15 protein-coding genes are annotated in these 19,920 nt (G+C 61.6%); 7 read left to right on the top strand and 8 right to left on the bottom strand.

All coding sequences use genetic code 11. The annotated features are described in order from the left end of the window. Window positions 1–95: 95 nt before the first annotated feature. The 5 genes from QO005_RS12300 (at window position 96) to QO005_RS12280 (ending at window position 4,730) form a co-directional block, all read left to right on the top strand. Window positions 96–1,031: a Gfo/Idh/MocA family protein gene (locus QO005_RS12300; protein ID WP_307158339.1), complete on the top strand. Its 936-nt coding sequence runs from the start codon at window positions 96–98 to the stop codon at window positions 1,029–1,031. A 78-nt stretch (window positions 1,032–1,109) separates the two neighbouring features. After that, window positions 1,110–2,624 (top strand): aldehyde dehydrogenase (NADP(+)), encoded by a 1,515-nt coding sequence (locus tag QO005_RS12295; RefSeq protein ID WP_307158338.1) that lies wholly within the window; start codon window positions 1,110–1,112, stop codon window positions 2,622–2,624. A 14-nt stretch (window positions 2,625–2,638) separates the two neighbouring features. Beyond that, window positions 2,639–3,574 carry a 2-dehydro-3-deoxygalactonokinase gene (locus QO005_RS12290; RefSeq protein ID WP_307158337.1) on the top strand — a complete coding sequence of 312 codons (936 nt, stop codon included), beginning with the start codon at window positions 2,639–2,641 and terminating at the stop codon, window positions 3,572–3,574. Between the two features lie 9 nt (window positions 3,575–3,583). Next, window positions 3,584–4,231, top strand: a complete 648-nt coding sequence (locus tag QO005_RS12285; RefSeq protein ID WP_307158336.1) for a 2-dehydro-3-deoxy-6-phosphogalactonate aldolase — start codon at window positions 3,584–3,586, stop codon at window positions 4,229–4,231. A 142-nt stretch (window positions 4,232–4,373) separates the two neighbouring features. Beyond that, window positions 4,374–4,730 carry a YbaN family protein gene (locus tag QO005_RS12280; RefSeq protein WP_307158499.1) on the top strand — a complete coding sequence of 119 codons (357 nt, stop codon included), beginning with the start codon at window positions 4,374–4,376 and terminating at the stop codon, window positions 4,728–4,730. 118 nt (window positions 4,731–4,848) lie between these two features. On the opposite strand, the gene QO005_RS12275 is transcribed toward QO005_RS12280, so the two are convergent. Beyond that, entirely contained in the window at window positions 4,849–5,706 is an 858-nt protein-coding gene (locus QO005_RS12275; RefSeq protein WP_307158498.1) for a DMT family transporter, read from the bottom strand. 508 nt (window positions 5,707–6,214) lie between these two features. Here QO005_RS12275 and QO005_RS12270 point away from each other — a divergent pair. Both QO005_RS12270 and QO005_RS12265 read left to right on the top strand, forming a co-directional pair. Then, the gene (locus tag QO005_RS12270; RefSeq protein WP_307158335.1) at window positions 6,215–8,737 is read left to right on the top strand and encodes a methyl-accepting chemotaxis protein; all 2,523 of its coding nucleotides are present in this window, start codon (window positions 6,215–6,217) and stop codon (window positions 8,735–8,737) included. Window positions 8,738–8,893: 156 nt separating this feature from the next. Next, entirely contained in the window at window positions 8,894–9,904 is a 1,011-nt protein-coding gene (locus tag QO005_RS12265; RefSeq protein ID WP_307158334.1) for an NAD-dependent epimerase/dehydratase family protein, read from the top strand. A gap of 60 nt (window positions 9,905–9,964) precedes the next feature. Here QO005_RS12265 and QO005_RS12260 read toward each other — a convergent pair whose 3' ends face one another. From QO005_RS12260 to QO005_RS12230, 7 genes are all read right to left on the bottom strand, one after another. Continuing rightward, the gene (locus tag QO005_RS12260) at window positions 9,965–11,104 is read right to left on the bottom strand and encodes a glycosyltransferase family protein (RefSeq protein ID WP_307158333.1); all 1,140 of its coding nucleotides are present in this window, start codon (window positions 11,102–11,104) and stop codon (window positions 9,965–9,967) included. A 70-nt stretch (window positions 11,105–11,174) separates the two neighbouring features. Continuing rightward, window positions 11,175–12,440 carry a glycosyltransferase family 4 protein gene (locus tag QO005_RS12255; RefSeq protein ID WP_307158332.1) on the bottom strand — a complete coding sequence of 422 codons (1,266 nt, stop codon included), beginning with the start codon at window positions 12,438–12,440 and terminating at the stop codon, window positions 11,175–11,177. Between the two features lie 3 nt (window positions 12,441–12,443). Continuing rightward, the gene (locus QO005_RS12250) at window positions 12,444–13,649 is read right to left on the bottom strand and encodes a glycosyltransferase family protein (protein WP_307158331.1); all 1,206 of its coding nucleotides are present in this window, start codon (window positions 13,647–13,649) and stop codon (window positions 12,444–12,446) included. Between the two features lie 219 nt (window positions 13,650–13,868). Further along, complete coding sequence (locus QO005_RS12245; protein ID WP_307158330.1) at window positions 13,869–15,047, bottom strand: ABC transporter permease; 1,179 nt, start codon at window positions 15,045–15,047, stop codon at window positions 13,869–13,871. Continuing rightward, window positions 15,044–16,042 (bottom strand): ABC transporter permease, encoded by a 999-nt coding sequence (locus tag QO005_RS12240; RefSeq protein WP_307158329.1) that lies wholly within the window; start codon window positions 16,040–16,042, stop codon window positions 15,044–15,046. The genes QO005_RS12245 and QO005_RS12240 overlap by 4 nt, the downstream gene beginning before the upstream one ends. Next, window positions 16,042–17,955 carry an ABC transporter substrate-binding protein gene (locus tag QO005_RS12235; RefSeq protein WP_307158328.1) on the bottom strand — a complete coding sequence of 638 codons (1,914 nt, stop codon included), beginning with the start codon at window positions 17,953–17,955 and terminating at the stop codon, window positions 16,042–16,044. The genes QO005_RS12240 and QO005_RS12235 overlap by 1 nt, the downstream gene beginning before the upstream one ends. After that, complete coding sequence (locus tag QO005_RS12230; protein ID WP_307158327.1) at window positions 17,952–19,841, bottom strand: ABC transporter ATP-binding protein; 1,890 nt, start codon at window positions 19,839–19,841, stop codon at window positions 17,952–17,954. The genes QO005_RS12235 and QO005_RS12230 overlap by 4 nt, the downstream gene beginning before the upstream one ends. Window positions 19,842–19,920: the final 79 nt, after the last annotated feature.

The raw sequence follows: 19,920 nt of genomic DNA, 5'->3' as shown, positions 1-19,920 counted from the left end.
AAAACGTTAGAGCGTTTCCATGAAACGCTCTAACAACCAACGGGGCGCGCCAGACAGCGCGCCCTTTTTCGATGAGCCGTTTGTCAGGAAAACCTATGACCACCCCTTCTCGCATCGCACTGGCGCTTGCCGGCGTTGGCAAGATCGCCCGCGACCAGCACATTCCCTCCTGCGCCGAGGGTGCCGATTTCGACATCACCGTCGCCATCAGCCGCAACGGCAGGATCGACGGCGCGGACAACTTCACAAGCTATGACGAATTTCTGGAAAAGCGCCGGGATATTCGCGCCATTTCCCTCTGCACGCCGCCGGATGTGCGTTTCGAGATGGCCAAAAAAGCCATTGCCAGCGGCTTTGACGTGCTGATGGAAAAGCCGCCCGCCGCCACCATCGGCGAGGCGGAAGCACTGCGCGAACTGGCGGAAAAGGCGGGCGTGGTGCTGTTCGCCACCTGGCATTCGCGTTTTGCCAATGGTGTCGAACCGGCGCGGCAATGGCTGGACGGCAAGACGATCCGCAAGGTGGAAATCACCTGGAAGGAAGATGTGCGCCGCTGGCATCCGGGTCAGGCCTGGATCTGGGAAGCCGGTGGTTTCGGCGTTTTCGATCCTGGCATCAATGCGCTTTCCATTCTCACCGCCATCATTCCCGGCCAGACCATCGTGGAAAAGGCCTCGCTCGCCTTCCCGGAAAACCGCCAGCAGCCGATTGCCGCCAGCCTGAAGATGAAGAGCGCCGAAGGCGCGCCGATCAACGCCGAATTCGATTGGCGCCAGGAAGGTCCGCAGACCTGGGATATCGTGGTCGAGACGAATTCCGGCCTGCTGAGACTGGCAAAGGGCGGCGCGGAACTTTATATCGATGGTGAGCTTCAGGTCGAAGGCCCGGATCGGGAATATGCGCGCATCTACAGCCGCTTTGCCGAACTTATCCGTTCGCGCCGGAGCGACGCCGACTTCCAGCCGCTTCGATTGGTGGCCGACGCCTTCCTCACCGGCGAACGTCACACGGTCGAGGCCTTTATCGAATAAGAGGGTCTCAGGCCCGCCCCGCCCGCCCCGCAAGGGCGGGCATTCCATGAAATGATTTTGATTTGAAAGGATAGCAGGATGACGCTGAACCTCACCGGAAAACACCTGATCGCCGGCGAATGGGTCGATGGCAGCGAAACCTTCACCTCGTCCCCCGCTTCGGGCGAAAGCCGCACCTTCTTCAAGGGTTCTGCCGCGCTGGTGGACCGCGCCTTGCAAGCCGCTGAAAACGCATTTGAAACCTTCGGCTACTCTTCCCGCGAAGAGCGCGCCAAATTCCTCGAAGCCATTGCCGAGGAAATCGATGCGCGCGGCACTGAGATTACCGAAATCGCCATGCAGGAAACCGGCCTGCCGGAAGCCCGTCTGGTGGGGGAGCGTGGCCGCACCACCGGCCAGTTGAAGCTGTTTGCCGCCCATATCCGCAAGGGTGACTATCTCGACCGCCGTCATGACGAAGCGCTTCCGGATCGCCAGCCGCTGCCGCGCCCGGATATCCGCCTGATGCAGCGCCCGATCGGCCCGGTCGGCGTGTTCGGCGCCTCCAATTTTCCGCTCGCCTTCTCGACGGCTGGGGGCGATACCGCCTCTGCGCTTGCCGCCGGTTGCCCGGTCGTCGTCAAGGGCCATGAAGCCCATCCCGGCACGTCGGAAATCGTGGCCCAGGCCATTGATGCCGCCATCAAGCGCTGCGGCCTGCCCGCGGGCGTCTTCTCGCTGGTGCAGGGCGGCAACCGCGAAACGGGAGAAGCCATCTGCCTGCACAAGCTGACGCGCGCCGTCGGCTTTACCGGCTCGCTGCGCGGTGGCCGCGCACTGTTCGATCTGTGCGTGCGCCGCGAAGAGCCCATCCCCTTCTTCGGCGAACTGGGCTCCGTCAACCCGATGTTCCTGCTGCCGGCCGCCGTGACGGCGCGCGGCGAGGCCATTGCCAAGGGCTGGGCCGGGTCGCTGACCATGGGTGCCGGGCAGTTCTGCACCAATCCGGGCATTGCCATCATTCAGGAAGGCGCGGAAGCCGAAACCTTCCTGGACACCGCCAAGACCGCGCTTGCCGCCGTCAACGCCCAGACCATGCTGACCGATGGCATTGCCAATGCCTATCGCGAAGGGGCGTCTCGCATCGAGGCGACCGCAGGCGTTCGCTCCGTGCTGACCACCACGTGCGACCTGCGCAATGCCACGCCCTATCTCTTCGCCACCACCGGCGAAAACTGGCTGGCAAACCATGTGCTGGGTGAGGAAGTCTTCGGACCGCTCGGCATTCTGGTGACGGTGAAGGACGAGGACGAAATGGTGAAGCTCGCCCGCAGCTTCGAAGGCCAGCTCACCGCGACGCTGCAGATGGATGAGGCCGACGCCCCCGTTGCCCGCCGCCTGCTGCCGATCCTGGAGCGCAAGGCAGGCCGCGTGCTGGCCAATGGCTTCCCCACCGGCGTCGAGGTCTGCGATGCCATGGTGCATGGCGGCCCCTACCCGGCCACCACCAATTTCGGCGCAACCTCGGTTGGCACCATGGCCATCCGTCGCTTCCTGCGGCCCGTTTCCTACCAGAACCTGCCGGTGGCCCTGCTGCCGGAAGACCTTCAGTAAGCGAGGCCTGACTTATGACGGCAGCGGCCTCTCCCGACGCCAGCCCCTTTGTGGCGCTGGTAGACTGGGGAACGAGCAATTTCCGCCTCTGGCTGGTGGATGGCGAGGGCAATATCCTCGGCGAACGCCAGTCGGCGGACGGCATGTCGGCCTGCGCGGCGGAAAACCGCTTTGCCGCCGTACTGGAAGAACATCTGGAGGCGCTGAACGCGCCTCTTTCCCTGCCCGTGATCATCGCGGGCATGGCTGGCGCCCGGGCGGGATGGCTGGAAGCGCCCTATGTGGAAACGCCGACGGCGCTTTCCGATCTTTACCGTTATACCGTCTCTCCCGAGGCGCGCCGCCCGGTGCATATCCTGCCAGGCCTCTGCCAGAAGCAAACCGGCCCCTTTGACGTGATGCGCGGCGAGGAAACCCAGCTTGCCGGCGTGATTGCCGGGGGCATTGAAACCGGCGTCATCTGCATGCCCGGCACCCATTGCAAATGGGTGGATCTGGAAGAGGGTGTCGTCAGGCGTTTCCGCACCGCCATGACCGGTGAGGTTTTCGACCTCATCAGCAAGCAGTCCATCCTCAGGCTCTCCATGCCCGGCGGCGCAAGCGACCTGAATGAAGCAGCCTTCGATCACGCCGTGCTCGATGCCTTCGCCCCCACTTTTTCGCTGACCACCAGCCTGTTTTCCATCCGTGCCGCCGGTCTTCTCTCGACACCGGCGGAGAATGAAGCAGCCAGCCGCTTGTCGGGCCTGCTGATCGGCGCGGAAATCGCGGGCATGCGGGAATTCTTTGCAGGCGGCAAGACGGTGCATATCGTTGCCTCGCCCAAGCTTTCGGCGCTTTATGCCAGAGCTTTGCATCTGGCTGGTGCCGATGCAAGCCCGCTCGATGGCAGCGCCCTCGTGCGGCACGGCCTGTTTGCCGCCGCCCGGAAACTCTTTATCGAGGTTTAGGATTTGTCCATGAACACTACTCCCGTCATCTGGCCGCAACTGCAGCGTGAACTGGTTGCCATCCTGCGCGGCATTACGCCCGCCGATATTGAAAGCGTGGTTTCCGCCCTTCTCGAAGAAGGCTTCGAGGCCATCGAAGTGCCGCTCAACTCACCGGAACCCTTCCTGTCCATCGAAAAGGCCCGCAAACTCGCCCCCTCCTCCGTGCTGATCGGCGCGGGCACGGTGCTGGAAGTTTCCGATGTCGAGCGACTGCATGGCGTGGGCGGCAATCTTCTCGTGACGCCCAATACCGATCCCGCCGTCATTGGCCAGGCGGCGCGCCTCGGCATGGTCTCCATGCCCGGCGCCTTCACGCCCACCGAAGCGCTGGCCGCCGTCAAGGCCGGCGCCTCCGCCATCAAGTTCTTCCCGGCCAGCGTACTCGGCCCCAGTGGCATTGCCGCCATCAAGGCCATCATGCCGCCCCATATTCCGCTGGGCGCGGTCGGCGGCGTCGGCGAAAGTAATTTCGGCGACTATCTGAAGGCAGGCGCCCGCGCCTTCGGCATCGGCACCAGCCTGTACAAGCCCGGAGACAAGGCAGAAACCGTCAAGGCAAAGGCCAAGACGCTGGTCGCCGCCTATGACGCAGCCGTGACAGCGCACAAAAGCTGATTGACCAAAGTGTTTCCAGGAAAAGTGGGAACCGGTTTTCTCGGGACAATACTCTCAGCCTGTCTGGAAAAAGTCCGAGCAAAAAGCCATGATCGGCAACGGTCATGGCTTTTTGCTTCGACGCGTTCCGGGACGGAAGATGATGCGACTGATCCTGATGGCTCTGGGCTGGTTCTTTGTCGGCGTGGGTATTGTCGGTATTTTCGTGCCGCTTTTGCCCACCACGCCTTTCATGATTCTGGCCGCAGCCCTTTTTGCCCGCTCCTCGCCGCGCTTCGAACAATGGCTGCTGGATCATCCGCGTTTCGGTCAGCCGCTGATCGACTGGCGCAAGCAGGGCGCCATCTCGAAAAAGGCAAAGATCATAGCCGTGACCGTGATGGCCATCAGCTTTGCGGCGATGATGGCCACCTCCCATGCCCCGGCCTTCGTCAAGCTTGGCGTAGGGGTAGTCCTTCTGTGCAGCGCCGCTTTTGTTTTGAGCAGGCCGCATCCCTAGAGCATAATCCGACCGGAGTGAAACGAGGATCGATCAGATTATGCTTCCAAAAGAAAATGTTAGAGCGCTTTTCGATCTGCTTCAATCCGATCGAAAAGCGCTCTAACATCGATCCCAATCATTCGGGGATGGCGGGCAGCACGGTCTCGGGCTTCTGCAACTGCCGTTCCCGGAAGAAGATGAACAGACCCGAGGCGATGATCAGGGCGGCGCCGATCATCATACTGGCCTTCGGGACATCGCCAAAGAACAGCCAGCCAAAGATAACCGCCCATAACAGAAGCGTATATTGCAGAGGCGCGACGACCGCAGCATCCGCCATTTTCAGGGCACGGTTGACCAGGATGTGCGCGGCCATGGCCACGATGCCCAGAAGGCCAAGCATGGCAAAATCGGTGACCGAAGCAATCGGCGTCCAATCGAAGGGTGCGAAGATCAGCCCGCCGATCAACGCCGCAACCACCTGAAACAGCACCAGGAACCGATCCGGCGTGCCCCGCAGGCTGCGGCCAGACAGCATCATGAAGGCAAAGGCGGCACTGCCGATAATAGAAATGCTGGCGGCGGGCGTAAACATGGCCGCCGAAGGGTTGAGGGTGATGAGAACACCGACAAAACCCAGCAGAATGGCGCTGATGCGCCGCCACCCCAGCTTTTCGCCCAGAAGAAACGGCGAGGCCGCCGCCACATAGATGGGCGATGCCAGCCAGTAGGTCATGACATCGGCCAGCGGCAGCGCGCGAACCGCAAAATAGAAGGCAATGATTTCCACGGTGGAGCAGAACACACGGGCGAACTGCATCCACGGCTTTTCCACCCGCAGAATGGGGCTGAACCCATCCCGCCAGAGAAAGGGCAGCAAAATGAGCAGCGCTGCAAGGCTGCGCAGCACCACCACCTGACCCAGCCCGTAATCCGCCACCAGTGCTTTCGCCATGGCGTCATTCAGCGCAAACATCACCATGCCGATCTGCATGATCACCGGCGCTCCGAGCGCCGAAGCGCGAATACCATAGGCCTTGAGCACGAAGACACTCCGGATCTTGACGGGCGACACCGCCCGATCGCGAGCGTCCGAGGGTCGCGGGCGGGGCAGGATGAGGCTCCTATAAAACGGCGAAAGGCCAAGGCACAAGCCAAATTCCGGTGGGCAGACCGCTGTATTTTCAAAGGTAAGGAAAGAGCGACGCTGACGGACCAGTTAAATCCATCTTAACGGAGGGATGCCATAAATCACAGTGAAATTCCGGGGTTGTCGGCCCATCCGCGCAATGATTGCGCCTGCAGGAGGGCGAAACGTGCCATCGCGCCATGAGGAAGTGCGAGGGGGTGCGGGATATCCGAGACGGAAATCATGCCAGCCGGTCTTGGATTGGCATTGGTCACCATCCGGGGAGGAAGGGGTGAAAGCCCTCGCCGGAATACGTGAGAATTGACGGCGGTCCTGCCTCAGTGCGCTACCCGCCGATGGAGGATGAAACCTTATGTTTATTGATCGATTGCTGTCACGGTTCCGTATCCAGACGAAGGTGCTCATCTTTATCCTGCCCTTCGTGCTCAGCATCAGTGCCGTCGGCTTTACCGGGCTCTATGCTTCCGGCCTGTTGCAGGGCCGCATCGAGATCTCCAACAGCGTCTTGCAATCCCTGAGCGGCTTTCGCGATGTCTCTGCCGCGATGACCGCCTTTCTGGATGAAACCACTGTAGCCAGCCGGGACGCGGTGACCGGCAAGCTGAAGGAACAGCAGCAGGTGCTGAAGGCCACGCTCGGCCAGCTTTCTCCCGACGCCGAGGGCCGGGCAGAGCTGGAGCAGGCAGCCGCTTCCGTCGATCAGGTGACGAGCCGCATGGACACACTCTGGTCCATCCACGAAACGGAAGCATCGCTGATCAAGGAGATGCAGAAGAACCTGAGCATCATCGTCAATTCCGGCGTCAACCTGACCGAGGCGATGAAGCAGGTGCAGCGCTCCGTGCAGGATGACGAAACCAATGCCAAACAGATGCTGCGCGATGCCGACCGTATCACCCTGACAGCCGCCGCACTGAGCGATCTGAACAGCAAATACGGCAAGCTCCAGACGCCGGAGGAAAAATTCGCGCTGGTGGCGGACAATCTCTCCGACCTGAAGATCAAGCAGCGGGTTCTGGCCGTGGCCCTGCCGGAAAAGAACAAATCCGCCGCCAAGACGGTCGAAACCATCGTCAAGGACCTCGGCGACATCATCGCCACCGGCGACAAGTCGCAGGAGACCGTCGATGCGATCGGCGTGAAGCTGCGCAATTTCACCCAGCTTTCCGCCTATCTCAACCTGGCCGCCCAGCAGAAGATGAAAGACGCCACCGCCAAATTCGGCGAACTGGACAAGCCGCTGGAACAGGCACAGGCCGTGGTGAATGCGGGCCGGATCGTCATCAATTCCGGCTATGGCATCCAGATCATGACGGCACGCTTCATGCTGACGCCGACGGATGAAAACATGAAGCGGCTGGTGCAGGAATTCAACACCATGCGCAAGGCGCTGGACGGCCTGGACGTCGATGGCGCTTCGGCGGAGACGCTGAAGAAGATCAGCAGCGCCACTTCCGATGCCGTGGACACGATGGACGCCACCAGCCGTATGCTGGTCAAGACCAGCCTCGACCGCGCGCAGAATTTTGCCAATGCCCGCGCCGACCTGGACAAGATCTGGAAGCAGCTGACCAATTTTGCGGAAATGCAGAAGGTCAGCGCCGGAGAAGAGCGGCGTGACGCCAACTCCATCTCCATCGGCGCGACCGCGCTCGGCATCCTGATCTCGATCTTTGCAGGTATCGGCCTCGTGCTCACCTTCAAGGGTCCGATCGGCCAGATCACCGCCGCCATGCGGCGGCTGGCGGAAGGTGTGCTGGATACGCGCATCAATGGCGAGGCCCGGGTGGACGAAATCGGCGAAATGGCCCGCGCGCTCGGTGTCTTCAAGCAGAACGCCCTGTCCAAGATCGAGATCGAACAGCGCAGCGAGGCCGAACGCGCCGAAGCCGAGGAGCAGCGCCGCCGCAACGATCAGGAAAAGCAGGATATCGACCGCCAGATCGAATTTGCCGTCAACGCGCTGGCGTCCGGCCTTGGCCGTCTGGCCAATGGCGACATTTCGGTCACCATCGACACGCCCTTCCATGGACGGCTGGAGCAATTGCGCAACGATTTCAACGCATCGCTGACGCGCTTGCAGGAAACGATGACGCAGATCCGCTCCAACACCTTCATGATCCAGCGCAATGCCGCCGAAATGAGCTCCGCCGCCGACGATCTCGCCAAGCGCACCGAGCAGCAGGCAGCCTCGCTGGAAGAAACGGCTGCGGCCGTGGCGGAAATCACCGCCACCGTGAAATCCTCCGCCGCCCAGGCCGAGGAGGCCAACCGCATCGTCGGCGAAACCAAGACGGCAGCCGATACGTCTTCCCGGGTGGTCACGGATGCGATCAATGCCATGGGCCGGATCGAAGATGCCTCCGGGCAGATCGTACAGATCATCGACGTCATCGATGAGATTGCCTTCCAGACCAATCTTCTGGCGCTGAATGCCGGGATCGAGGCTGCACGGGCCGGCGAAGCGGGCAAGGGCTTTGCCGTCGTTGCCCAGGAGGTGCGCGAGCTTGCGCAACGTTCGGCCGGGGCCGCGCAGCAGATCAAGGACCTGATCCACAAATCCAGCACGGAAGTGGCTTCGGGCTCGGAACTGGTGCAGCGCACCGGTGCTGTGCTGGCGGAAATCTCAGCCAAGATCGTCAGCGTCTCCAACCGTGTGGAAGCCATCGTCGTCGCCAGCCGCGATCAGGCCACGGCCCTGGGCGAGGTCAATGCCTCCGTCAACGGCATGGATCAGATGACCCAGCGCAACGCCGCCATGGTCGAGGAAACCAATGCGGCAACCCGGCAACTGGCCGACGAGGCCGATGAGTTGATGAGCCTCGTCAACCAGTTCAAGCTCAGCGAGGAAAAGGCCCGCCGCGCGGCGGCCTGATCATCTGCCTGCAAATCCATGAAAGCGGTTTTCCCAGACCGCAAAAGAGGGTAGGAAGCACCCTGTTTCCCACGGCATTCCGTATCTCAAGATGCGGAATGCCGAACCCTTTTCCGGCGGTGCCTGCCACTGCCTCAGTTTCAGGATGTCTGGTTCGTGCGCTATTTCATCACCGGCACCGCAGGCTTTATCGGCTTTCACCTGGCCCGCAGGCTTTTGCAGGAAGGCCATCAGGTCACCGGCTATGACGGCATGACCGCCTATTACAATCTGCGCCTCAAGGAGGCGCGGGTGGCGGGTCTCACCCAGTTCCCGGCCTTTACCGGCGTTACCGCCATGCTGGAAGATCGGGCCGTGCTGGAAAAGGCCATCGAGGCCGCGAAGCCTGATGTCATCATCCATCTCGCTGCCCAGGCCGGGGTGCGCTACAGCCTGGAAAATCCGAAGGCCTATCTGGATTCCAATCTTGTCGGCTCCTGGAACATCATCGATATCGCCCGGCAGATCGGCATCGGCCATCTGATGCTGGCCTCCACCTCCTCGATCTATGGCGCCAATCCGGATGTACCTTTCCGGGAACTGGACCGGGCCGACGAACCCATGACCTTCTATGCCGCCAGCAAGAAAGGCATGGAGTTGATGGCGCACAGCTATGCCCATCTCTACAAGGTGCCCACCACCGCCTTCCGCTTCTTCACGGTCTATGGCCCCTGGGGGCGGCCGGACATGGCCCTGTTCAAGTTCATGAAGGCGATGCTGGCAGGCGATCCCATCGAGATCTACGGGGAAGGCCAGATGAGCCGGGATTTCACCTATATCGATGACCTGATCGAGTCCGTCATCCGGCTTTCCGGCATCGCGCCTTCGGAAGACAATCGCGTCGCCGGGGTCGACACGCTGTCGCATAATGCGCCGTTCCGCATCGTCAATATCGGTGGTGGCGAGCCGGTGGCGCTGATGGACTTCATCGAGACCCTGGAACAGGTGATGGGCGCGCCTGCGAAACGCACCATGCTGCCGATGCAGAAGGGCGATGTGCCGCGCACCTTTGCAAGCCCGGACCTGCTTCTGGGCCTCACCGGCCAGAAGCCGTCAACCTCCCTGATCGACGGGGTGAAGGCGACGGTGGAATGGTATCGGGAGCACTACCGGGAGCTTGAGCTTTAAGCTGTTGTTTTAACGCATGTCGTTATCGCAAAACCGCTGCACACTTTTGCGCGACAGGCTTTAGGATATCCGCTCACCCACTAGCCGGGCGGTTTCTGCCGCGCCATCCAGCGAGACGGAGAGCGATGGTGGGAACTGCAAGGCCCTGGCAGCCGTGATGGCCTCCGCCATGGCCTCTGCTGTCAGCCCGTCCTCCTTCAGCACCCTGGCAAGCCCTGCCGCCTCCAGCTTTTCGGCCCGCAGGCTCTGTTCCGTCTCGCCGCCAGCGGCAAAGGGAATGAGCAGGGACGGGCAGCGCGCCCGCAAGAGATCGCAAACCGTGTTATAGCCCGCCTGCGAGATGGAAAGGCGCGCCTGCGGCAACAGGCTTGGGAAATCCGGGCGGAAACGATAAAGCGCCACCCTCCCCTCGGTCTTTGCCTGAAATTGCTGGAACTCCGCCTCCGGCAGGTTGGGACCGGAAATCACACACCAGCGATCGTCGCCGCCAAGCAGCAGGGACGCTTCCAGTGCTGCCGAAATCAGCTTGCCGCCCACGGCGCCTCCGCCTGCGGAGACGACGATATCGAAGCGATCTTCCGATGGCTCAGGCTCCGGCGGCGCAACAAGGCCGGTATAGAGGATCTTGTCGGCGATCTCCCGCGCCAGTGGAAAGGTCTCTTCCAGCCGTACGAAATGCGGATCGCCATGCACCAGCACGCCATCGAAATGCGCCTGAACCAGATCGACCGTCTCCCGGTCCCGGCCCGGCTTGCGGTTTTCCTGAAGAATATCGCGGATCGAGGTGAAGAGCAGCGGCCTGGGATGGGCGGCGGCCACGGCATCGAGCAGCGGCAGCAGTTCGAAACGCACCTGACGGCGGCCAAAGGGAAAGGCTTCGATGATCACGGCATCTGGCCTGACCGCCTCGAAGGCGGCGATCAGCAAGCGGGCGCGTGCGGCCTCGAAAGCGGCGTCAACGGGCTGGCCCTTGTCATCGACGAGACCTGAAAAGCCGCCATCGGCGCTCAACACCGGCGGCAATTGCACATGCTCGATACCCGGTCCCGGAAAGCCCTTGACCGGCGCGCCACCGGTCACCATCGTCACGGCAAAGCCCGCCTCGACCATGGCGCCTGCAATACGGCTGGCCCGCGCCAGATGGCCGATGCCGAGCAGGTGCTGTACATAAAAGAAAATGCGGCGCTTTTCGCCATTCATGCTGTAGGGCTCCGATCAAGACAGACGCTGATCCATGGACGCCCTTGTTAACACAAGGTTTTTCATCTGCCTATCTGTCGGCTGTCTGCTCTTTCGCAGCCGCAGGGCGGGTGGCAAAGAGCCGCATCAAATCGCGAATGCTGTTGCGATAGTCGAAATCCCGTCGCACCCGGCTTTCGGCGGCAGCACCGAGGCCATGGCGCAGCGCCGGATTGCGCATTGCCTTTTCCAGCGCCGCAGAGAGCGCGGCGACATCCTCGGAGGCGACGAGCAGGGCATTGTCGCCATCGGCAAACAGTTCGGAAATACCGGACACCGTGGTGCTGACGGCCATCAGGCCCTGGCTTGCCGCTTCCACCAGCACATTCGGCAGGCCATCGCGGTCGCCATCGGCGGTGATGCGGCAGGCGAGGCAGAAGAGATCGCTCTCCCGGTAATGGTCGAGCACCTCGCGCTGATCCATGCTGCCTTTCCAGACGATCCGGTCGGCAATCTTCAGGCTTTCAGCCAGCGCCTTCAGGCGCGTGAGTTCATCCCCACCGCCAATATGCGTGAAGCGCCAGTGAAGGTCGGCTGGCAAGGCGGCAAGCGCCTTCAGCAACACGTCATAGCCCTTCTTCTTCACCGCCCGCCCGACACTGAAAAGCCGCACCGGATCCGCCGGGTCCGCGCCGTCGCGTCCACTGCGTTTCCCCTCGAAGGCCGGGAAACGGTCCAGATCGAGACCGTGATAGGAGAGATGCACATTATGGCGCGTGCCGGAGAGGCGATCGAGTTGCTCATAACCGGCCCTGGTGCAGGTGACCGCCCAATCGGCCAGGGCCAGCTTTTCGGCAAGATCCCAATCCGCAGAGGTCCAGATATCCTTGGCATGGGCCGAAACGGACCAGCCGAGCCCGCCGATCAGGCTGGCATAGAGCGCAACGGAGGCAGGGGTGTGGATGAAATGCGCATGCAGCCAGCCCGCATCCTCCGGCCATTCGGCCATCAGCACGGCCGCCTGACCGAAGCGGCGGAAGCGGTTGCGGCTGAAATCGCGCGGCAGATCCTTGCGAAACTGCTCAAACGCCCTGGTAAAGCCCGGCAGACGCCGCACTCTCCACAGCGCCTTCATGACCCGCAGCGGTTCTTCGTGCAGATATTCCGGCAAATAGCGCACCGGGGCGACGATCTCATCGTGAACGGGATGGCGCTTCTTGTCGGTCGGACGGCGCATGGCCACCAGTTCCAGCGAAAGCCCGGCCTTTTCCAGACCCAGCAATTCCTGGGCAATGAAGGTTTCCGACAGGCGCGGATAGCCCTTCAGGAGGACCACGATCTTCTGTTTGTTCTGCACAATTTATCCCTGCACGAGGCTCAGATGGCCGCCACGGCGCGTCTTCAGCCGCTCCGCCACGATGCGGGAAATATGGGTCAGCCCCTCAAGATGCAAGCCCGGCGCGCTCTCGGATGGCGGCGGGCGCTTCAGCACCGCCTTGATCGCCTCGGCAAAGCGCAGGCTGTCGGCGGCCTCCCCGTCCCGGACCATCGCCACCAGCCCCAGTTCCTCGGCACGGCTGGCGCGGATCAATTGCTCCTGGCGCGGTTCGGTGCGCGGCACGATCAGCGCCGGCTTGTCGAAGGAGAGGATTTCGCAATAGGTGTTGTAACCGCCCATGGCCACCACGGCGCGGGCACCTGCAATCAGGTCTTCCATGCGATTGTCGAATTCTATGAGCTGCAGGTGCGGATGCCCCGCAGCTGCCTGCAGGAACGACCGCCGCTGTTCGGCGGGCATATAGGGCCCCAGCACCACCAGCGCCTTTTGCGTCAGGGTCGGATCGGCTTCATAGGCGGCAATGACGTGCCGCACCAGATCCGCGCCATCGCCGCCGCCGCCGGTCGTCACCAGCAGGTAATCGTCACGCATGGCCTTTGCCCGCCGCGACGGCGAACATTTGCGTTGCAGAAAGCCGACAAAGTGCATCTTGTTGCGCACCGAGACCGGCACGTCGAGACCGGTCAGCGGATCGTAGAAATCCGGCGGCCCATAGACCCAGATATCGTCATAGAGCTGGCCGATCTTGCCCATCACATCCTTGCGCTTCCATTCGGCGTCGAGAAGATGCGGCGCATCCATGACGTCGCGCAGACCAAGCACCAGATTGGTGCCGCGCGTCTTCAGATAGGTGAGCGTCTCTTCCACCTCGCCGCGCAGACCGAGCGGTTCCTTGTCGATGATCATCATGTCCGGCTGGAAGCTTTCCGCCGTATGCCGAATGATCGACTGGCGCATCTTCAGGGTTTCCTGAAGATCGATGTGCCGGTCCATCGAGGTATATTCGCCGTTGCGCAGCTTGATGACGCTGGGGATCTTCACGAAGTCCACCCGCGCCCGATAATCAAAGGCGCCGGCAATGGTGGCGCCGGAGATGATCAGCACCTGCAAGCCGCGATAATCCTCGACGAGCGAATGGGCAATGGTCCGGCAGCGGCGCAGATGGCCCAGGCCGAAGGTATCGTGACTGTACATGAGGATACGAGCATCTGCCAGACGTGTGGACATGTCGTCGGTTTCCTGATGGTGTTGTGATGGAGCCGCAGGCTGGCAAATTCCAACCCGGAGCCCGGAAGAAGGGACGTCTGTTTTTCGCAATTCCCGACGCAAAACCTCTTACATTTTTGCTGGAATTGCACTTCATCTTTCACCGCAAAATGCGCAATCCGCTACGAACGCCTGGCAGTAAACGCGGTTCCCCGGTTACCGCCAGATGTGATCCTCCGATCATTTATAGGGATCGGCGGCATCTCTGAGGCCATCCCCCATAAAATTAAAGGCCAGAATGATCACAATGACGGGAACCACCGGCCAGAGCAGCCAGGGATAAAGGGCAATGACATTGACGGAGCGCGCTTCCGTCAGCAACACGCCCCAACTGGTGATCGGCGGACGCAGGCCAAGGCCGAGAAAGCTCAGCGTCGTCTCGCCCAGGATCATACCCGGCACCGTCAGCGTGGCGCTGGCGATAAGATGCGACATGAAGCCGGGAATGAGATGACGACCAATGATGCGTGCCGTGCCGGCCCCCATCATCTGCGCGGCCAGCACATAATCTTCCTCGCGCAGCGCCAGCAGCTTGGAGCGCACTGCCCGCGCCAGACCCGTCCAGTCCAGAAGCCCGAGAATGAAGGTAATGCCGAGATAAACCACCAGCGGCGACCAATCCGCCGGCATGATTGCCGCCATGGCCAGCCACAACGGAATGCTGGGAATGGAATGCAGCATTTCGGTGATGCGCTGGACGATCAGGTCGAACCAGCCGCCCCAATAGCCGGCAAGCCCGCCGATGACCACGCCCAGAACGAAACTGGTCATCACCCCGAGCAGGCCGATGGTCAGCGATACCCGCGCACCATAGATGATGCGCGACAGCACGTCGCGCCCCAGCCTGTCGGTGCCCATCAGGAACATCTGGCCGCCTTCTGCCGGGCAGACGAGATGGCGGTTGCCCTCGATGAAGCCCCAGAACAGATAGCGCTCTCCTTCACAGAAGAAACGCAGCTTCTGCACCTGAGCGGGATCGTCCGCGTAATGGCGTTGCAGCGTATCCATGTCGAGCGTCATGGTGCGGCCATAGACGAAGGGCCCGACAAAGGCGCCGTCATGGAAGAGATGCACCTGCTGCGGCGGTGCATAGATGAAATCCACATGCCGTGAATGCACGTTGTAGGGCGCGACAAACTCCACGATCGTGATCAGGAGATAGGCCGAGAGCAGCAGGATGGCCGAATAGAGCCCGAGCTTGTGGCGGCGGAAGCGCCACCAGGTCAGGCGAAGCTGCGAGGCCTCGGCCAGCCGCGATTTGCCCTTGTATTCGCGTCTTTCCTCCGCATGCGGATCGAAGGGCGCATCGGAAACATAATGGGCAACAGCCTGCCCGTTGGCGGATGGCCGGTCGATCATTTGCTCCTGCCCCCCTGCAGACGAATGCGCGGATCAAGAAGCGCCAGCGCGATATCCGAAACCAGCACGCCCACGACCGTCAGCACCGCCAGGAACATCAGGAAGGACCCGGCCAGATACATGTCCTGGTTCTGCAATGCCCGGATCAGCATGGGGCCGGTGGTTTCGAGCGACAGCACCACGGCGGTGATTTCCGCCCCCGAAATGATCGAGGGCAGGATGGACCCGATATCGGAAATGAAGAAATTCAGCGACAGCCTGAGCGGATATTTGATCAGCACCTTGAAGGGATGCAGGCCCTTGGCCCGCGCGGTCATCACATATTGCTTGTTCAACTCGTCCAGCAGGTTGGCGCGCACCCGGCGCACCATGCCCGCCGTGCCCGCCGTGCCGATGATGATGACGGGAATCCAGAGATGTTCGAGGATCGACTGCATCTTGGCCCAGCTCATCGGCTTGCCGAGAAATTCGGGATCCATCAGATGGCCGATGGAAATGCCGAACCAGATATTGGCGAAATACATCATCACCAGTGCCAGGATGAAATTTGGTACGGCAATGCCGATCAGGCCAAGCAGCGTCAGCCCGTAATCGCCCCAGCTATATTGATGGGTGGCGGAATAGATGCCGATGGGAAAGGCGATCAGCCAGGTGAGCGCGATGGTGACGGTGGAGACCAGAATGGTCAGCCAGACGCGGTCGCCCACCACCGCGGCCACCGGCAGGCGATATTCGAAGGAATAGCCGAAATCCCCGTGCGCGAAACCGGTGATCCAGTTGAAATAGCGAAGGGGGGCGGGCTTGTCGAAGCCGTAGCGCGCCCGCAATTCATCGATTTCCTGCATATCGGCCTTTTCGCCAATGGCGCGCATTTCCTCCACATAGCTTTCGAAATAATCGCCCGGCGGCAATTCGATGATCGTGAAGATCAGCATGGAAATCATGATCAGCGTCGGGATCATCACGGCGATGCGCCAGAGAATGTAACGCAGCATCAGGCCTCTCCCTCGTACCAGAAGGTATCCGGCATATAGACGCCGAGATAGGATGTCGGATCGAAGCCGTAGAGCCCCTTTTCCGGCACGTTGCGCAGGCGTTTGGAATGCACGATGGGCTGCAGCGTGCCGTTGACCAGGCCGATGGTGAAGACCTGATCGGTAAAGAGCGACAGCATCTCGTGCCATACGCCCTCCCGCTCTGCCAATGCCGCGGCGCGGCGCCATTCATGATAAAGATCGAGCAGCTTCTGTGCCTCGGGCAGTTCCGCCGGGCGGCCATCACCGCCGCCGGACAGATGATGCAGACCCCAGAGCGGCCATTGCAATTGATCGTCTGCCGTGGGCGCCAGTTCGCGCGGGGACATGTCCGCCGTCGGCACGCCATTGTCCAGGCCCCACCAGACGGCCATGACCGTCTCGCCATTGACAATGCGACGGCGGAACAGTTCGCGATGCGACACATGCACGAAAACCCGAATGCCGATGCGCCGCCAGTGATCGCTGATCAGTTCCAGCACGTCCGACTCGAAGCCCGCCTCGCCGGTCGTTTCGATGATGATGTTGCAGGGCCTGCCATCGCTGAGGTGCCGCATGCCATAGCGGCTTTCCCGCGCAAGGCCTGCCTCGTCCAGCAGCCGGTTGGCCTCGTCCGGGTCGAAACCCGCCCAGGCCTGACGATATTGCTCCCGAAACAGCGGACTTTCCGGCAGAACCGCATTGGCGCTGGGCTGGGCAAGGCCGAAGAAGACCGCCTTGTTGATTTCGTCGCGATTGACGGCAATCGAAAGCGCCCGGCGCACCCGGACATCCCAGAGCGCCTGCCGCCAGATCAGATCCTTGCAATTGAGGTTGGGGATCAGCGCCACCCGCGACCCTTGCGTGCGCTTCCAGAGATCCACCTTGATCGGATAGCGCTTTTCCGCGCTTTTCAGGAAGGTATAGTCGGCAAAATCAAGATTAGTGGTTTGCAGATCGCTTTCACCCGTGCCGGTCTTGGCAGGCACCAGATCGCCGGAGCCGACATTCAGCACCACCCTGTCGATATAAGGCAATTGCAGCCCGTTCTCATCCACCCGGTGATAGAAGGGATTGCGCTCGAAGACGAATTGCTGGGCTGGCGGCGATGTCCGTGGCATCCAGGCATCGAGCGTCGGAAGCTCCGGATTTTCGGGGCGGACCGTGCGCGACATTTTCTGGTGCAGCGCCACCCAGTCTTCGACGCCGTTTTCCTTTGCCAGCTGCTCCAGCCGCTCCTTGCTCTGGTACTTGCGGTGAAACTGCTTGAGATAGGCAGACGGCATCATCAGACGCGTGGCAACGGGCGAGGCAAGCTCGGCCAGAAAGTCGGGATTGGGATCCTCCCAGCTGTAGCGCACCGTCAGCGCATCGATCACCTCGAAACGCGGCTCCTTGTCGCGAATGCGGAAGAGATTGGGAATGCCGCCCTTGTACAGCTTCTTGTCATGGAACATGTCTTCCCAGACATAGCGGAAATCCTCGGGCGTCAGCGGATTTCCATCCGACCAGCGATGGCCTTCGCGCAGGTGGAAGGTGAAGACCCGCTCATCCTGCACCTCAAAGGCCGCCAGGATATCCGGCACCAGATTGAAGCTGCGATCATAGCCGATGAGCCGGGAATAGCTGTCGATCGGCATATAGCGGATTTCCCGCGGACCGCTGATCAGCCGGCGGATGGTGCCGCCATAGCGGCCGGGCGCGGTTTCCGGGCCGGTAAGCGCAATGACACGCGGCGTCTTCGGCAGGCGCTCCGCCATGGGCGGCAGCTTTCCGGCCTCCACCAGGCTCTTCAGGCTTTCCGGTTCGGACACGGCGGACGGGCTTGCGGCAACCGCCCTCATGGGCAGAAGGGCTGTCCCCATCAGGGCAAGGGTCTGGCGGCGGGTGATCACGACAGCAACTCCCTTGCATCGACGGTGCGGCGCGCCAGCACAAGATGGCCGCCGCCGAGATCGGCATGGGCAAGATTGGCCGGATCGCCCTCATCATGGAAATGCCTGGCCCATTTCTTCTTCGCCGCCGCCGAAGGTTCGCCGATCAGCGCGAAATCCAGCGGATGATCGAGATCGGCCATGGGCACGGCGGCCAGCAATTTCTTCGTATAGGGATGCACCGGCCGGCGCATGATCACCTCGCAAGGGGCGATTTCGACGATCCGGCCCGCATACATCACCGCCACCCGGTCAGCCATGTAGTTCACCACCGCGAGATTGTGCGAGATGAACAGATAGGTGAGCCCCAGCTCCGATTTCAGATCCTTCATCAGATTGAGGATTTGCGCCTGCACCGACACATCCAGCGCCGAGACCGGTTCATCGCAGATGACCAGATCGGGCCGCAGCGCCAAGGCCCGCGCAATGCCGATGCGCTGGCGCTGGCCGCCGGAAAAGCTGTGCGGGTAACGGCCAAGTGCGCTTTCAGGCAGGCCGATGGCCGCAATCAGGCGCCGCACCACATCCATCCGTTCCGGACCCTCAGCCCGCTCATGGATCTGCAGGGGTTCGCTGACGATGCTGCGCACCGTCATGCGCGGCGAGAGCGAAGAGACAGGGTCCTGGAACACCATCTGGAGGCGGCTTCGAAGTGTCTTCAACGCCCGTCCCCCGGCAGCCAGCACGTCGATATCGCCATCGCCGCCGTGATAGATGATGGAACCGGAATCAGCGCTCAGCCCCCGCATCAGAATTTTTGACAGGGTCGTCTTGCCGCAGCCGCTTTCGCCGACAAGCCCCAGCGTCTCCCCGGCCTTGATGTCGAAAGACACATCGTTGACCGCCAGAACCCGATCGCTGGCGCGGGAAAAGAAGCCGCTGGCGCTCTTGGGCAGGAAGGTCTTGGTGACATTGCGCACGGAAAGCAGCACCGGCGAGGTGGGCTGAGGCTGGGCCGCACAGGCGCTGAGCAGGGCTTTGGCATCGGTGCGGATTTCCCGAAGCGGCTTCAACCTTTCACCGGGCGCCATGTCGAAATGCGGTACTGCCGCCATCAGGCCCCTGGTGTAGGCGTGGCCCGGATTGCGGAAGATCACCTCGACCGGCCCCGCTTCCATCACCTCGCCGCGATAGATCACCACCACCTCGTCGGCAAGGCTCGCCACCACGCCGAGATCATGGGTGATCAGCAGAATGGCCATGCCGAGCTTGTCCTGCAACTCCTTGAGAAGCTTCAGGATCTGCGCCTGGATGGTGACATCGAGCGCGGTGGTCGGTTCATCGGCGATCAAGAGGGCGGGACGACAGATCAGGGCGAGTGCAATCATCGCCCGCTGGCGCATGCCCCCGGAGAGTTCGAAAGGATACATGTCGAAGACACGGTCCGGCTTTTCAAAGCCGACAAGGCCCAGCATGTCCTCCACCTGGCGGCGGCGCTCCGCGCCATCCAGCACCCGATGGATTTTCAAGACTTCCTCGATCTGGTTGCCAATGGTGTGCACGGGCGAAAACGAGGTCATCGGCTCCTGGAAAATCATGCCGATGCGGTTGCCGCGGATATGACGGGCCTGACGGCCATCGCGCGGCAGCTTCAACAGATCGACTTCCTGATCCGTTGCCGGATCGTGAAAGAGGATGCGGCCTTCCGTGGAGGCAATCGGCGTCTCGATGCCCATGATGGCGCGGCCGATCACTGATTTTCCGGATCCGGACTCTCCGACAAGAGCTGTGACTTTGCCCGGCTTTACCCGCATGCTGAAGGATCTGACTGCCTCCAGGCTGCCGCCGATCAAGGGAAAGCGCACGCCAAGTCTATCGACGGACAGCAGATCTGAGCGTTCCACCATGCTTTTACTGTTCGACCCCCAGCCCTCTTGCCCATGCAGGCGAAGGCTTTTCTTGAAGTTTTACCATCACGCTATATGA

This window comes from Allorhizobium paknamense, assembly GCF_030815125.1.
Taxonomy (GTDB): domain Bacteria; phylum Pseudomonadota; class Alphaproteobacteria; order Rhizobiales; family Rhizobiaceae; genus Allorhizobium; species Allorhizobium paknamense.
This window is presented reverse-complemented; position numbering and strand designations above follow the sequence as displayed.

Excerpts from the sequence above, each read along its gene's own strand:
- QO005_RS12285 (WP_307158336.1), top strand. The coding sequence starts at position 3,584 with ATGAACACTACTCCCGTCATCTGGCCGCAACTGCAGCGTGAACTGGTT.
- QO005_RS12300 (WP_307158339.1), top strand. The coding sequence starts at position 96 with ATGACCACCCCTTCTCGCATCGCACTGGCGCTTGCCGGCGTTGGCAAG.
- QO005_RS12280 (WP_307158499.1), top strand. The coding sequence starts at position 4,374 with ATGCGACTGATCCTGATGGCTCTGGGCTGGTTCTTTGTCGGCGTGGGT.
- QO005_RS12270 (WP_307158335.1), top strand. The coding sequence starts at position 6,215 with ATGTTTATTGATCGATTGCTGTCACGGTTCCGTATCCAGACGAAGGTG.
- QO005_RS12275 (WP_307158498.1), bottom strand. The coding sequence starts at position 5,706 with ATGCAGATCGGCATGGTGATGTTTGCGCTGAATGACGCCATGGCGAAA.
- QO005_RS12290 (WP_307158337.1), top strand. The coding sequence starts at position 2,639 with ATGACGGCAGCGGCCTCTCCCGACGCCAGCCCCTTTGTGGCGCTGGTA.
- QO005_RS12250 (WP_307158331.1), bottom strand. The coding sequence starts at position 13,649 with ATGTCCACACGTCTGGCAGATGCTCGTATCCTCATGTACAGTCACGAT.
- QO005_RS12260 (WP_307158333.1), bottom strand. The coding sequence starts at position 11,104 with ATGAATGGCGAAAAGCGCCGCATTTTCTTTTATGTACAGCACCTGCTC.
- QO005_RS12245 (WP_307158330.1), bottom strand. The coding sequence starts at position 15,047 with ATGATCGACCGGCCATCCGCCAACGGGCAGGCTGTTGCCCATTATGTT.
- QO005_RS12230 (WP_307158327.1), bottom strand. The coding sequence starts at position 19,841 with ATGGTGGAACGCTCAGATCTGCTGTCCGTCGATAGACTTGGCGTGCGC.
- QO005_RS12295 (WP_307158338.1), top strand. The coding sequence starts at position 1,110 with ATGACGCTGAACCTCACCGGAAAACACCTGATCGCCGGCGAATGGGTC.
- QO005_RS12240 (WP_307158329.1), bottom strand. The coding sequence starts at position 16,042 with ATGCTGCGTTACATTCTCTGGCGCATCGCCGTGATGATCCCGACGCTG.